8 protein-coding genes and 1 pseudogene are annotated in these 15,027 nt (G+C 31.2%); 2 read left to right on the top strand and 7 right to left on the bottom strand.

Features of this window, described 5'->3' with window-relative positions; translation table 11 throughout:
• The first annotated feature begins 23 nt into the window (after window positions 1–23).
• Window positions 24–1,085, top strand: a complete 1,062-nt coding sequence (locus EAG11_RS07205; protein WP_129538585.1) for an AraC family transcriptional regulator — start codon at window positions 24–26, stop codon at window positions 1,083–1,085.
• 116 nt (window positions 1,086–1,201) lie between these two features.
• The gene (locus EAG11_RS07200; RefSeq protein ID WP_129538584.1) at window positions 1,202–3,601 is read left to right on the top strand and encodes a TonB-dependent receptor domain-containing protein; all 2,400 of its coding nucleotides are present in this window, start codon (window positions 1,202–1,204) and stop codon (window positions 3,599–3,601) included.
• A gap of 50 nt (window positions 3,602–3,651) precedes the next feature.
• Here the strand turns inward: EAG11_RS07200 and EAG11_RS07195 are convergent, their stop codons facing one another.
• The 7 genes and pseudogenes from EAG11_RS07195 to EAG11_RS07165 all read right to left on the bottom strand — a co-directional run bounded on the left by EAG11_RS07195 (window position 3,652) and on the right by EAG11_RS07165 (window position 14,993).
• The gene (locus tag EAG11_RS07195) at window positions 3,652–5,202 is read right to left on the bottom strand and encodes a DHA2 family efflux MFS transporter permease subunit (RefSeq protein ID WP_129538583.1); all 1,551 of its coding nucleotides are present in this window, start codon (window positions 5,200–5,202) and stop codon (window positions 3,652–3,654) included.
• Window positions 5,203–5,310: 108 nt separating this feature from the next.
• Window positions 5,311–5,904 carry a TetR/AcrR family transcriptional regulator gene (locus EAG11_RS07190; RefSeq protein ID WP_129538582.1) on the bottom strand — a complete coding sequence of 198 codons (594 nt, stop codon included), beginning with the start codon at window positions 5,902–5,904 and terminating at the stop codon, window positions 5,311–5,313.
• A gap of 183 nt (window positions 5,905–6,087) precedes the next feature.
• A complete protein-coding gene (locus EAG11_RS07185) occupies window positions 6,088–6,738 on the bottom strand; it encodes a VOC family protein (protein ID WP_129538581.1) in 651 nt (216 codons plus the stop codon).
• A gap of 150 nt (window positions 6,739–6,888) precedes the next feature.
• Window positions 6,889–7,647 carry a LytTR family DNA-binding domain-containing protein gene (locus EAG11_RS07180; protein ID WP_129538580.1) on the bottom strand — a complete coding sequence of 253 codons (759 nt, stop codon included), beginning with the start codon at window positions 7,645–7,647 and terminating at the stop codon, window positions 6,889–6,891.
• A 59-nt stretch (window positions 7,648–7,706) separates the two neighbouring features.
• A complete protein-coding gene (locus EAG11_RS07175) occupies window positions 7,707–9,026 on the bottom strand; it encodes a RagB/SusD family nutrient uptake outer membrane protein (RefSeq protein ID WP_129538579.1) in 1,320 nt (439 codons plus the stop codon).
• Between the two features lie 10 nt (window positions 9,027–9,036).
• A complete protein-coding gene (locus EAG11_RS07170; RefSeq protein WP_129538578.1) occupies window positions 9,037–12,372 on the bottom strand; it encodes a SusC/RagA family TonB-linked outer membrane protein in 3,336 nt (1,111 codons plus the stop codon).
• Between the two features lie 25 nt (window positions 12,373–12,397).
• Window positions 12,398–14,993 (bottom strand): annotated as a pseudogene (locus tag EAG11_RS07165) (zinc-dependent metalloprotease).
• Window positions 14,994–15,027 lie beyond the last annotated feature (34 nt).

Below are 15,027 nucleotides of genomic sequence, written 5' to 3'. Positions count from 1 at the left end.
CATTATATAATGTAGAATAAATTATGGATACAGGCAAAGAACTTTTATTCTTTTTTAGTGCTTTAGGGGCTTTTAACGGAATTATTCTAGGAGTTTATTTCTTTTTCTTTACAAAGAAAAAGTATTTTGCAAATTATTTTTTAGGTGCACTTTTATTTGCATTAAGTATCAGAATTGCAAAATCTGTATTTATATATTTTGATCCCACTTTGCCAAGAACATATCTTCAAATTGGGCTTTCGGCCTGCTTTTTTATAGGTCCATTTTTATATTATTTTTTTAAAGCTTCAGTTAAAAATATAAATAGCATACCTCAAAGATGGAAGCTCACGCTTATTTTTTGGTTGTTATTAATTGTTACTGTAGGAATACTATATCCATACAAAGATTACCCAAAACTTTGGAATCTTTATTTTGTGAAACTTATCTATTTACAATGGTTTATTTATATTGTTTTTTCAGGTTTTACAATTAAAGCAATACTAAAAATTATTGTAAGCAGAATGTATAAAGCAAGCCCAGCAGAAATATGGTTAAGTATGATTTATTTAGGGAATGTATTACTTTTTACATTTTATTTTCTAGCCTTAATTAATGCACCATCTATTTCATACATAAGTGGATCTATAATTTTTTCTTTCATTTTGTATCTAATAATTTCGATTCTTTTGTATAGAAAAAAAACGGATGATTTATTTTTACTCAATTCGTCAAAACATTCAGGTAAAAAGATAGATTCAGCCGAAGAAATAATTTTATTGCAAAAACTTGAGAATGCAATGATAGAAAAAGAACTGTATAAAAATCCAAATTTGACATTGCAGGATTTAGCCAAAGAAATAAATAGTACGAGCCATCAATTATCTCAATTTTTAAATACTAATCTGGGAAAGAATTTTACCAGTTACGTTAATGAATTTAGAATAAACGAAGCTTGCAAAATAATAGCTTCAAATGATAAACTTACGTTAGAATCTATTGGCTACGATGTAGGTTTTAATTCTAAATCAACCTTTTTTGCCTCATTTAAAAAACATACAGGAACAACGCCATTAAGCTATCAACAACAAGCCTTATTGACTTAAAATTGGGTACAGATTTATAAATCCGTACTCCAGATTTCTACTTAGATTACCTCATATTGCTATTTACGATTGACTTTTGTACCAACAAAAAATCAAAAATTTAATAGTACTATTTTATGAGAACACTAATCGTAGCTTTTATTTATATCTATTGCTTTCTTATTTCTGCCACTGGAGTTAAAGCACAATCAATACAGCATATTTCGGGTAAAATTGTCAATCACAACAATGAACCCATGATGGGAAACATATCGTTATTGTCCGTTCGTGATTCAACTTTAATTAAACAAAATGATTTTTTAGATGGTGTTTTCCAACTATCAGATATCAACCAAAAAGAAGTATTAGTAAAACTTACTTCTGTAGAATTTGCCGACACATTCCAGCGTATTATTTATGATGGAAAAGAAAATATAAATTTGGGTACGATACTCGTTAATGCAAACAACAATCAGCTAAATGAAGTAGTCATAAAAAATCAGACTTCTTTATTAAAATACGGACCTAATGGATCTATTGAGGTGAATGTAGCTAATACATTGCTTTCTACCAGTAGTTCAGTAAATGAATTATTAGGCAGAGTTCCAAATGTGGTGGTTTCCGAAGGACAAATTAGTGTATTAGGAAAGGGGGAAGCTATTATTTATTTAAACGGAATTTTGATTAGTAGCGAACGTTTTGCAGCAATCCCAGTTTCGCAAATTACAAAGATTGAAGTTATTTCTAATCCGTCAGCGAAGTACGATGCCGAAGGAAAAGCGGTAATTAATATCATTACAAAGAGAAATATTGAAAGCGGAATCAAGGGAACGGCAAGCCAACAAATTACTGTTTCAGAATTTGCGGGAACAAGCACAAATACCTTGTTTGATTTTAATTATAATAAAGGAAAATTTTCTGTTATAGGTAATTATGGATTACAATTAGGAAAAAATAGAGAACTGCTATATACAACCAGAACAAGACCTGATCCTACAGAATTTATGAAATCTGCACTCACCACAGATTGGAGGCGTAGATTTAATAATTATTCTAATTTTGGATTTGGACTTCAATATTCTTTTTCGGATTCAAATTATATTTCGTTAGAGTATAGTGGAAATATTGAAGATTTGGGTGGAGTAGTAGAAAGTCGTAATTCTATTTTGACTACTAATAACGATATTTTTTACGCTACAGATGTTGCTAAAAATGATGTTAGACTGAACCAATTTATTAATTTAAATTATAATGTAGCTAATAGCACCAATGGATCATCATTGTTTATTGGATTGCAATATTCTAATTACAATAGTAAAGTAAAAGATTTAATTAATGAAAACGGTTTGGTTGATGCGCTTAACTCTGAAAGATTCTTAAAAAATAATGCCGACTATACCATCAATATCGTAAATACTCAAGCTGATTACACAAAAAAAATTAGTGATAATAGTAAGTTAGAGGTTGGTACAAAGTTTAGTTCTGCTGCCATTAAGACCAGTTCAGCTTTTTTAATTTCGGATGATAATAACACTGAATTTGAACTTAACGATGCACTTTCGAGTGATTTTAAATATGAAGAGCAAATAGGGGCGGCCTATCTTAATTATAGTAGTTCTCTGATGGATAAATTTAATTTTTCGGTTGGCGTTCGAGGCGAATGGACCAATTATGAATTAAGTACAACAGCAAATGGAAGTCAACAATTCAAAAAAAATTATGCAAATGTATTTCCTAATTTGTTATTGAATATGCCAATTTCAGATGATTTAAAATTGCATGCTTCTTATGTTTCAAGAATTACAAGACCAAGATATCAAGGGCTTAATCCGTATGTTATTTATCAAGATCCATTTACAACTATTGAAGGTAATCCTAATCTTAAACCCGAAAAAACACATGCTTTTGAAGTTGGTGCTTTGTATAAAAAATTTGATTTTAAATTGGGATATACTTATAAAATTGATCCAATATCAGGAGCCGCTCTGAGAGGTAACAACCCTAATAGCTATATTTTAAGGGGAATAAATATGGATAAGGAAGACAGTTATTTCGCTTCAATTTCTAGATCGTTTGCTACCAAATGGTGGAGTTCAACTAATACTGTTAGTATGAATTATTCTAAACTTGTTGATAATACTTATTCATTTGCTTTAGGAACAACTAAGCCTCAGATATATTTGTATTCAAATAATACTTTTACAATTCCTAAATTTTTTAAAATTCTGTTACTTGCTTGGTATTTAGGTGATAAAAGTTATGGTTTAGGAGATGATAACAAGCGTTCTACAGTGTTATTAGGAATCGAAAGATCTTTTTTAGATAATGCTTTAAAGTTGAATTTTACTGCAAATGATATTTTTAAGGGGTTTAATCGATCCGGAAATTATGAAGTAGGACAAACTGAGATTTATTATCACAGAACTTATACTACCAATTACTTTAAACTAATTGCAACGTATAGTTTTGGGAATTCTAAAAAAACAGATTACAAGAAAAAGGAGCTGGAGCAAACAGAAAATAGTAGAGCAAGATAAGTTGGTTATAAAATTTAGGCTGGCTTAGAAACTATATTCTAAGCCAGTTTTTAGTGATCAGAAAGCATAATATCTGATTTAGCTTTTTTTGATTTATTCATCACAAATAATAATAACGGTAAGGTAATTGCAAAAAAGAGTCCTACTAGAAAAAAAGCATCTCTATAACTCAATAATGAAGATTGTTTACTAACAATAGCTTCCATCAATTTTAATGCCTTTAATTTGGCCTCATTATAAGCAAAACCTTTATTTTCAAAATATTTTATGTACCCATTAATTCTATCCATTGCAGTGGAGTTATCAGGTGTAATATTTGATATCAATACATTTCTATGTGAGGCATAGCGATTAACGATATAGGTGTTTATAACCGATACACCAAATGACCCTCCCAGCTGTCGCATCATATTATTTAAAGCAGCTCCTTGAGCCACATCTTTATCATCTAGAGATGAAACAGCAAGCATAGTTAGTGGCACTGTTAATAATGCTAATCCCAGTGCACGAAAAATTAGTGCGGTTGAAATTTCTGCAGCACTAGTATTTAAAGTTATTCCCGACATTCTCCAATTAAAATAGATAAAGAGTAGAAACCCCACTGCAATAATTAATACAGGAGATACTCCCTTTTGTAATAAAGTACCGCAAACTTTTAGTGCCAATAAAGCCAGTATTGCACCTGGAAGTAAAAGTAAGCCTGTTTGAGTAGGTGAAAAACTTAATAAGCGTTGCGCCACAACTGGACTAATATATATAGAAATGAACATTCCGAATCCTGTTACAAAGGTCAGAATAGCAGCAATACTCAATGATTTACTCTTAAGTACACGAAGATTAACTACGGGTTTTTCGATGGTTAACTCCCAATATATAAAAGTTATTAATGTTAGAAATGCAACAACTGACAGAACAACAATATATTTAGTTTCAAACCAATCTTCAACCTCACCTCTTTCAAGTACTGTTTGTAAGCAGCCAACCCCAATAGCCAATAAAATAATTCCAGTCCAATCTACTTTTGCCATTTCAGGCTTAATTGTTGGTTCTTTCAATAAGAAATAGCAAGAAATAGCTACAAGAATACCAATAGGAATGTTGATTAAAAATATCCAAGGCCAATCGTAGTTTTCAGTTATATAACCACCGAGTGTTGGACCTATAGTTGGTCCTATAAATATTCCTGCACCAAAAATAGCTCCTGCTGTTGATTGTTTGTCTTTAGGGAATAATTCAAAGATAATAACTTGAGATATTGATAATAATGCACCTCCGCCAATTCCTTGCATAAATCTAAAAAACACCAACATCCATATGTTTGAAGAATGCCCACACATGAAGGAACAAAATGTAAATAAAATTACAGAACCAATATAGTAATTACGTCGTCCGAGGTTAGCACTTAAAAAACTTGTCAGCGGTATTATAATAACATTCGCAATGGCATAAGCAGTAATAACCCATGAAGTGTCTTCTAATGTTGCTCCAAGATTCCCACTCATATGAGAGAGAGCCACATTTACAATTGATATATCTATCAATTCCATGATAGCTGCCAAAATAACTGTAATTATTAAAATTTTGCGATTTAAAGGTGTCATAAAATATAAAATTAATTATACCAATCGGTATATTTTGTTTTGTGAAAATAATCAGTATTTATTATACCGTTCGGTATATTTTTGTTTAAAAAAAATGGAGTTTGACTTTTAGTTTTCTAAGTCTTCGATAATTCTGTTTAATGATATCATGATGTCGGATAAGTGCTTTAAGTTCCCCGTTACTTTACTGATCATCACAGCGCCTTCAATTATGGCGATAATGGTTAAAGCTGTTCTTTCAGAGTCGATAGCTTTAGCTTTAAATTCTCCAGTAAGAATTCCCTGTTCTATAAAAAAAACTAGTTTGTCTTTCCAAAAAACAATAGCTCTTTCTACACCTCGTCTAAGTACAGGATGAGTATCGTCTGCTTCGGTGGCAGTATTTAGTATTGGACAGCCACCTTCAGTAATTTTTAAATGAAAATAATCAGAATATAATCTGGGATAAACTAATAATTTACCTTTATAGGTACTTTCTTTTTCAATTGCTTTAGCAAATGCATCTTGAAGTTTTTTTATATTATATTTAAAAGCAGCAATTGCTACTTCATCTTTATTTTCAAAATTACCGTAAATGCTCCCTTTTGTAAGTCCAGTTGCATCTGTAATGTCGTTTATAGATGTACCACTATATCCTTTCATATTAAAAATAGGAGCAGTTTTCTCTATTATAAATTGTTTGGTTCTAGCAGCTTTACTCATAACTAATTTTGATATTAAAATACAAATATATACCAATCGGTATAATTATTTAGCTTTTTTTAGTTTTTTTTGATGTTGATAGATTCAAAGCTATAAAGACGCAGAGATACAAAGGAAATGTATATTAGGTTTTGTGCGTAGCATCCCCGCGTGATATTTAACAAACATCTATGAGTGGAGAAACTAAAAAATTAATTCAGTGATTTTATTGTTATTTTCTAATCGAATTTCTGTATTATTACTTTCTGATGGTGTTTGGGTTGGATACCAATTCCGATTCGGTTTTACAATGATTAATAAACCTTCATCATCACCAATGGCTGCAAAAACTTCGCTATTGACATTCTTACTAAAGAAACTTAGCTGATGCTTGTTTATCAAATCTTGACCTAATTCTAGTGGTTTTTCATATACGATACCAATCTCACTAATGTTAAGTATAGATTTTATATCAAAGGATTTAGTTTCTGAATTATCCAGATCATGTCGTGCTATGAATTCTAATAGATTGCCATTATTGTCATAAAAGTAAACTGCATTGGCATTCCAATTTTCGAATCTAGTAATAATTTTTTCGTCCTCAATACGAATTAAGTCAATTTTATTGTCGCACCATTTTATAGCTTCGTCAAGTTTATTATTAGGAATATTAAAGGCGAAATGATAAATGGAATCAAAATTTTTGTTTTCGATAAACTTTAAAATAGAACTCCCTATTTGAAAGGAAACTGAGGTAGAATTGTTTTCTATAATTTGAAAACCTAGTGTTTGAGTATAAAATGCAATAGTTTTGGAGAGATCATTAGTCTGAATTTGTATGTGCTGTAATTTCATAATTGTATTTATTAGATAAAGATGTTCGGTTAAAATCTTTGTCGTTTACACAAATATATGAAAACACTATTGTACTAATTAATAAGTCTAATTGTATACCTCTATAAGAGAATCACATTTGTTTATATTCCGATTAAAGTATAATTTGAGTTAGGAATCAAGCCAGTTCTTGAAATTATTAATTTCTTTTTTACTCAAAATAATAGGGTCTGTATCGGGAATAGAAATATTTAAAAGCAATTCAATTTTCTGACTAGAATGTTTCACAATATCCTGAATATGATTTCTGTTTAAAATATATTTCCGGTTTACTTTAAAGAAAAGGGCAGGGTCTAATTTATTGATTAGTTCTTTAAGATTGCTGTTGTAAAAATAACTATTTCCAGAGTTGGTGTAAATAAACAGATGTTTACCTGTAGCATAGAAATAAGCAATGGTTTGATCGTTTATTGAAATTAGTTTATCTCTATGATTTACTAAAAAATGATGTTGAACGTTAGTTTGATTTTCAAGTGTAACAAGTGATTCAACTATAGGATTAGGATTAAATGCTTCTTTTATGTTTTTGTATTTTGACAAGGCTTCTAATAACTCTTCTTCCTCATAGGGTTTAAGAAGGTAATCTATAGTAAAATGTTTGAAGACTTTTACAGCATAAGAGTCGTAAGCAGTAATAAAAATTACAGGGCATGAAATAGTTGCTTTTTCAAATATATCAAGGCTTTTACCATCACCAAGATGGATATCCATAAAGGCAAGATCAACCGTGTTTTCTTTGAAAAAAACAACAGCATCTTTTACTGATTTTATCAAAGTTATTTCACTTATGGCAATAATACTTTGCTGTTCCAGAATTGATTTTAGATAACTTGAAGCAAGATGTTCGTCTTCAATAATTACTATTTTCATTTATTCTTTTTTTTTACAAAGTTAAAAAAAAAGCTCCGTTAAAAACGGAGCTAGTTAATTTACAATTCTGGATTGTTTAATCTTGCATCTAATGGGAAAGGCAATGTGTATCTCGGATCATTCTGGATCAAAGTATAAGTCTTTCCACTCAATGTATGCACGATTTGTTTTTGAGTAGTTCTTCTCAAATCAAACCAACGTTGTCCTTCAATAGCAAACTCACGTTGTCTTTCTTGATATATAAAGTCAAGAAGTTCTGTTTGATTCATAGCACTAATCTTTGTACTCAATTGTGCGAAACCTGTGGTATTATAGCGGTTTTTAATAAAAATTAATGTAGTTGTTCTTGCTGTAGCAAGATCATTTAACTGTGCGGAAGCTTCTGCTTTAGTCAAATACAATTCAGAAGTTCTAAACGTGTTTTTTTGGTATATTTCGCCACCTTTTAAAAATATAAACCCATTTCCACTTGCTTTATAGTACACATTAAAACGCAAATCATTAGCTTGGTCATATGTATTTATTAAGCTTGGAGCTGGATAAGCAGATCTTTTTAATTTGTTTTCAAATGTATTTTCAAGAGCCATTATTGATTCTTTAGTATCATAATTATTTGGCAAAATAGGAGTAGCATTTAAATCAACTAATGCGTTATTAATAGCCAATCCTTTGTCTGCAGCTTGTAAAGCTTGAGCCCATTGTTTTTGATATAAGTAAACACGTGACTCCAATGCGTATAATGCAGCTTTAGAAAAACGATAGTTTAGTCCTGTTGCTTGAGTATCTTTATTAAGAAGTTTTTTAGCTGCCTCTTTATCTGAAATAATTTGCCCGTAAATAATCGCTACGCTTTCTGGTTTAAAGACTTGTTCTAAATCTATCTCTAATGCCAATGGAACACCTCTCTCAGAATTTGCAGTCGTTGCATCATATTGTTTTGCAAATAGATTAACTAAGTCAAAGTAAGCAAATGCTCTTAGTGCGTAAGCCTCCCCAATCAATTGATCTTTCTCAGGCGAAGCTTCAAGTTTGTTGTTAGCTTCGTTAATAATTACATTGGCATAAAAAATGCAATTGTATAATGCACCATATGGAAATTTTGTAGCAATAAGGTCGGGATTTGCATCATTCCAGATATAGTTATCTTTATAGAATGCATAATCATTACTTTCTTCTTCAAGAATCATTTCATCTGTTCTTAAAGCAGTAAGTGATTTATGTAAAGGAAATACAGCATATCCTCTAGTAAGAACAGCTCTAAAATCAGTAAGTGTTTCAGGAATCACTTTCCCTACTGGTTTTACGTCAAGGTAATCATCACAGCTTGAAGCCACAATTGCAGCTACAAAAAGGAATAGGTATTTTGATATATTTTTCATCTTAAATTAATTAAAAAGTTATGTTACATCCTAATGTTAATGATTTAGGAATAGGCTGAGCATAGATATTACCATAAGACTCAGGATCAAAATATCCTTTGTAATCAGAGCTAATTACAAATAAATTTCTTCCTTCAATACTGAATCTTAGACTATCAAAAAACATTTTTTCTACTGCTTTTTTAGGCAAAGTATATCCAAAACGTAAACTGCTTAATCGCATATAACTCATTTCATGTACCCAAGTATCTAAGTATTTGTTGGTATTTATTGGATTTGCTCCAGCATACCATTTGTAAGCCATCCAAGAGTCTCCAGCGCCGTTATTCCCAACAATTCCTGGTAAGTTTGATCCTGTGTTATTTGGTGACCAAGCATTTAGAATATCAGTAGTAAAGTTTTTTCCACGATCTACCATTGCACCATTGTACGGAGGCGTCTCCACAACTGTTTGCTTAATATTAAAAGTGGTAGCAACTGTAATATCAAAATCATGAATTTTGAAAGTATTGGTAAAACCACCAGTAAACTTAGGATCTAAATCTCCAGCATAAGTAAATAAATCTCTTATCTCTTTAATATCGAGTTTAGATTGTGCAAACTCTCCAGGTATAACATCAGCTAAAGCATCGTATAACTGAAAGAAGGTTTGGGTATTAACTGTTTCTCCTTTTTTATTTACAAACAAAGGGTATCCATTTTCATCAACTCCATTTGTTTTTAAAGCAAATACCGCTCTTACTGGGTATCCTTGTAGTGATGGAGTAAGTTCATTTTCTCTAATTTGCACACGATCAACATGGCTCTTATTGTGTGAGAAATTAATATTAGTTGTCCATTTAAAATTTGGACGATCAATATTTTTTGTTGCTAATGCAATCTCAAATCCTTTATTAGATACTTGCGCCCAGTTTAAGGTAGTGAACTCAAATCCATTTTCAACAGCAAGTGACTGAACACCAATTAAATCACTACTTTTTCTTCCATACATATCAGTAACGATACTAATACGGTTATTGAATAAACCTAAGTCCATACCAAAGTTGGTATTTTCTGTTTTTTCCCATCTTAGTTTATCATTTGGAGGAGATAATATAGTAATAGTAGGTTCAGATTGTCCTGGCAAAAGACTTACAATACCATAATCACCTACCACAAACGGAGATGTTCCTTTGTCTATATTTCCTTGCAATCCATAAGAAGCACGTAATCTTAAGTTAGATAGTGTTTCATTGCCTTTTAAGAAATCTTCTTCAGACACTAACCAAGAAGCAGAAGCGGCCCAAAGTGGTAAGTATTTGTATTTTGGATCTACACCAAATAAATCAGAACCATCATAACGTACACTTCCGAAGAAAGTATATTTTCTATCATAGGTGTAAGATGCTGTTGCAAAAAAAGATGCAAAAGCATTTTCATTCTCAGACTTTTTGTAGGCTCTATAAGCTGCATCATTTGCAAGATCGGCGCTTGGGAAAATGATTTGGATAGAAGTTAATGTTTTTGGATCGTAACCAAATGCTTTGGTTGCAATACTAGTATTGTAATTTCTTCTTAATTCACTTCCTGCCATCAATTCCAACTCGTGTTTCTCATTGATAACAGTTGAATAGTTTAACATCGTTTTCCAGTTGTATTGGAAAAAATCGGTATTGTTATTTTGAATTATTCCACCTTCTGGAAGAAAATAACTTGGCTTACCATTATTAAATCTACGTGTTTTTTCTCTTTCTTTTCTTGTAAAATAAGTGTCTTTACCCGCATATTTTTCACTTGAAGTATTATCAAATTGTAAACCAATTTGGGTACTTGCTTTTAAGCCTTTTGTAATTCTGTAATCGATATCAAGAATAGCTTTAATAGCTCTGTTTTTTAATTCGTAAGAAGAGTTTTCTCTTTCTTCAATAAAATTAAAAGGGATGTAAGTATCAGAATAACCGCTAATATCTTTATCATAGTTATAACTTCCATCAGGATTAAAAGGAGTTAAATATGGGTTTACTGTTCTTGAATAATTTGATGGATTTGTAAAACCATCTGTGTCCGTTATGTATGATTTTGTTTTACTTTCAGATCCAAATAATCCAATACCAATATTTAATTTATCTGTTACTTCAAAATTATTTTTTAAAGTAACGTTATATCTGTCGTAACCAGTTCCTATTGTAGCACCTTCTTCATTATATGCTCCTAAAGAGAAGTAGTAATCAGATTTTTCGCCACCACCAGAAAAGCTCAAGCCATATTGCTTATTTATAGCCGTTTGGTATAATAAATCACCCCAATTAGTATTGTTGTTTCTTAAATTATTAATAGCATTCTGTGTGTCTGATGACAATGCCGAAAAACCTCCCGCTCTATAAGCCCCTAATTCATTAGACTTATTTAGGATACGAGAAATTTCTCCGCCACCATCTCTGTAGGTTAAGTCAGATCTACTAGCTAATCCTAATTCTAGATCTACTTTTTGAGAAGCATTTAAAAGATTCAATTTTGAAAAATCTGGTTTTTGAGTAACAAAAGTATTAGCGATGAAATTTACTTTCATAGTACCTTTTTTACCTTTTTTGGTAGTAACAACAATTACCCCATTTGCAGCTCTGGCACCATAAATTGCAGTAGCAGCAGCATCTTTTAAAATAGTAATATCCTTGATATCGTCAGGGTTTAATCCTGCAATAGAAAAGTTATTTAATTCATCGATATTGTCTTTGTCAAAATTCTTAGGAACATCGTTACTTTCTAATGGTAAACCATCTAATACCCATAAAGGATCTTGTGAACCTGAAAGCGATGCAGTACCACGAACTCTGATTTTTGCAATTGCACCAGGAGCTCCTGTTGTTTGAGTAACAGCAACACCAGCAACTTGACCGATTAATAATTGATCTAAACTCGCAACACCGGCTTGTTGAATATCAGCCATATTAACTTTGGCTACAGCCGAAGTCAATTTTCTTTTTTCAATTTTTTGGTATCCCGTTACTACAACTTCTTTAAGTTCACTTAAATCAGCTTTTAAAGAAATAGTATAGCTGTTTTGAGAGGTAATATTAATAGTATAAGATTGGTATCCCATGTAAGTCACACGTACACCAGTGGTATTTTTGTCTATTTTTAATTCAAAATTACCATCAAAATCAGTAACAGTTCCAATACTAGCGCTTTCTATAACACCTTTTTGGTTTGTACTGTTAGATACTGAGCTGTTCTCAACATAAACTGTTGCACCTGGAATAGGTAATTTGTCTTGGTAATCTATTACCTTTCCTTTAATCGTTCTAGTTTCTTGAGCATACCCGACTACTGTCAGGAATATGCTTAAGATGTAAATTAATTTTTTCATTTCTGGTTTAATTGGGATAAAAGTTTTATAAAGTGGTATTTAAAGCTCTCTCTATTCGTTGAATCAAATCAAAATAATGGTTTTGTGTTTCTTGATTTCCAATATTTTTCTTAGTTCTCAATAATTGTAATACTTGTTTTAATTCTCCTTTTTTATCAGATGTAACTTCTGAAACTCTCTTAAGAGAGGTTTGATTGATGTTACGCGCCATTCTTGATTCATCTAATTGATTACATAAATGGGGGATGTTTAGATTCTCTTTTATTTCGATTAGTTTTTTACCGTCTGTTTTTTCAAAAAGTTTATTTGTAGAAACGATAAGTACATCAACATAATTTTTTTGTGTCATACGCTCCATAATCGTTAATGACTTATTCTGAATTGTTGGAGCAAAAATACTTTGACGCATGGTTTTAAATAATTGCGTTACTGTAAACACATTTTCTTTAGCTCCATTACGTTGAAATAATTCATCTTCTGTAATTCTCAATAAACGATCATCACTAAGCATACTATAGATAATACCGTATTGTAATTCTCTTGCTAGGGTATAAGGAGTATACTCATATGGTCCAAGTGGAGAATCCTTTAATGGATTTGTTTTATCTAATATTGGATTAAAAAACAACCATTCAGGAATAGTTATACTGTTTTTTAATAAATAAGCGACAGCTCTTTTTTGGATTGCAGCAGGAACAGCAACATAACTTGCTTTATTATCACCATGAACAGTTGTGTTAAGATAAACACCTCCTAGATTACCTAATACATGTCTGTTATAAAGTTGCCATTGTCCTATAGTACCAATATAAAGTTTACCAGTTTCATAATATGATTCATCTTTATCGTATGTCCAATCTAGAATACTATTAACAACTCTTTTTAAGTTTTTAAGGCCATATTCACTTGCTTTCATTGCATCATTTCCTAAATCTTCAGATTGAGAACGTGGATCAATTATTTCACCTTGTTGTTCTCCATAAAAATAAATTGGATCGTTTTGATGTTTTTCAATTAAACCATTTATAGCCTTGTGCTCTTCTTTTTCGTCACCATACCATCTGTATCCCCATTCGATAGCATATTTGTCGTATTCACCAATTTTTGGAGTAATAGCTTCTACATGATCTTCTGGTTGTGCAATGTAATTGTAACGAGCATAATCCATAATTGATGGAGCAGTTCCTCCCATTTTTGCCGTAAAATCTTTAGAACGCAATGATTCAACATCATAAGCAAATGAAGAACCCATATTGTGTTTTAAACCAAAAGTATGTCCTACTTCATGAGAAGAAACAAATCTGATAGCTTCACCCATATGTTCGTCGCTAAATTTATTCCCTCTAGCTTTAGGATCAATTACTCCAGTTTGAATACGCATCCAGCTGTGTAATGAAGTCATTACGTTATGCCACCATATAATGTCAGATTCAATAATTTCACCACTTCTAGGATCTACAACTGCAGGTCCCATAGCATTTGATTTTGGAGAAGCTACATATGTAATAACTGAGTAACGTACATCATCAATATCAAAATCTGTATCTTCTTCTGTAGGCTCTTTTGCTATAACTGCATTTTTAAATCCAGCTTTTTCAAAAGCTACTTGCCAATCACGAACACCTTCTATAATGTATGAACGCCATTGTTTTGGTGTAGATGGATCAATATAATAAACGATAGGTTTTTTAGGCTCTACCAATTCTCCTCTACGGTATTTTTCAATATCTTCTTTTTTTGGCTCTAATCTCCAACGCGTAATTAGTTCCTTTTCACGCATTGCATGTTGATCATCACTAAAGTACCAGTGTTTTTCTGTAAAATAACCAATACGTTTATCTGAAAAACGAGGTTGCATAGGAACTTTATCTAATAAAATAATGTTACTAGTTACTCCAAGCGTAACAGATAGGGCAGGACCACCACCTTCACTTACTGATGTAGTAAGTTGTGATTTAACCACAATGTTTTTAGGAAATGATTTAGCAAATTCAATATAAGATAGATCCGATTTAACAGAACCACCAAAACCAATGTTGCTTAAAACATCGTTAAAGCTTTTTTGTTTACCATCAAAAACTTTGTTTGCTTTAATAATTACTGAAGTTGAATCATTGTTTTTTGCTTCAATATCAAAAACTTCTATAATAGATTCCGAAAAATTATTAATCACAGAAGCAGTTATTGCATCTCCTTTTGGAGAAGAAACACTAGGAACAGATGATTTAACCCATACTTTTTTGGCTACAAGGTCTTTATGAAAAGTAATGATCTTGTTTTCATAATTCATTCCTTTGTTTAGTCCAGCCTCATTAACTTGCATTGGGACATTAGAAATTTTATTTACCACAAGAAATTCTCTTTGAAAAGAGAATCATTTATTTCAAGATAAAGATCAGTTTTAACTTGTATTATATTAAACAGCCCTTTTTTTACAGTACCATCTTTTATAAGGTCATTATATTTTTTCCTTTTTTGTTACTTGTAGAATCTTTAACTTGTTCTGTTTTTTCTTTTCTACTTTTCTTGTCTTTTTTCTGCGCAATAATAACGCTACTATTAATTAATAATAGTAGAATTAATGTGTTTTTTAAATTTTTCAATAATGCCTTTTCCCTCATTTGAAGTTAAGTTTAGGTTAATTTTTCGCCTAAA

The sequence above is a fragment of the Flavobacterium sp. 140616W15 genome (genome assembly GCF_003668995.1).
In the GTDB taxonomy this organism is placed as follows: Bacteria; Bacteroidota; Bacteroidia; order Flavobacteriales; family Flavobacteriaceae; genus Flavobacterium.
This window is presented reverse-complemented; position numbering and strand designations above follow the sequence as displayed.

Bases quoted from the DNA above. Each gene is read 5' to 3' on its own strand.
- EAG11_RS07195 (WP_129538583.1), bottom strand. From the start codon at position 5,202: ATGACACCTTTAAATCGCAAAATTTTAATAATTACAGTTATTTTGGCA.
- EAG11_RS07200 (WP_129538584.1), top strand. From the start codon at position 1,202: ATGAGAACACTAATCGTAGCTTTTATTTATATCTATTGCTTTCTTATT.
- EAG11_RS07185 (WP_129538581.1), bottom strand. From the start codon at position 6,738: ATGAAATTACAGCACATACAAATTCAGACTAATGATCTCTCCAAAACT.
- EAG11_RS07190 (WP_129538582.1), bottom strand. From the start codon at position 5,904: ATGAGTAAAGCTGCTAGAACCAAACAATTTATAATAGAGAAAACTGCT.
- EAG11_RS07205 (WP_129538585.1), top strand. From the start codon at position 24: ATGGATACAGGCAAAGAACTTTTATTCTTTTTTAGTGCTTTAGGGGCT.
- EAG11_RS07170 (WP_129538578.1), bottom strand. From the start codon at position 12,372: ATGAAAAAATTAATTTACATCTTAAGCATATTCCTGACAGTAGTCGGG.
- EAG11_RS07175 (WP_129538579.1), bottom strand. From the start codon at position 9,026: ATGAAAAATATATCAAAATACCTATTCCTTTTTGTAGCTGCAATTGTG.
- EAG11_RS07180 (WP_129538580.1), bottom strand. From the start codon at position 7,647: ATGAAAATAGTAATTATTGAAGACGAACATCTTGCTTCAAGTTATCTA.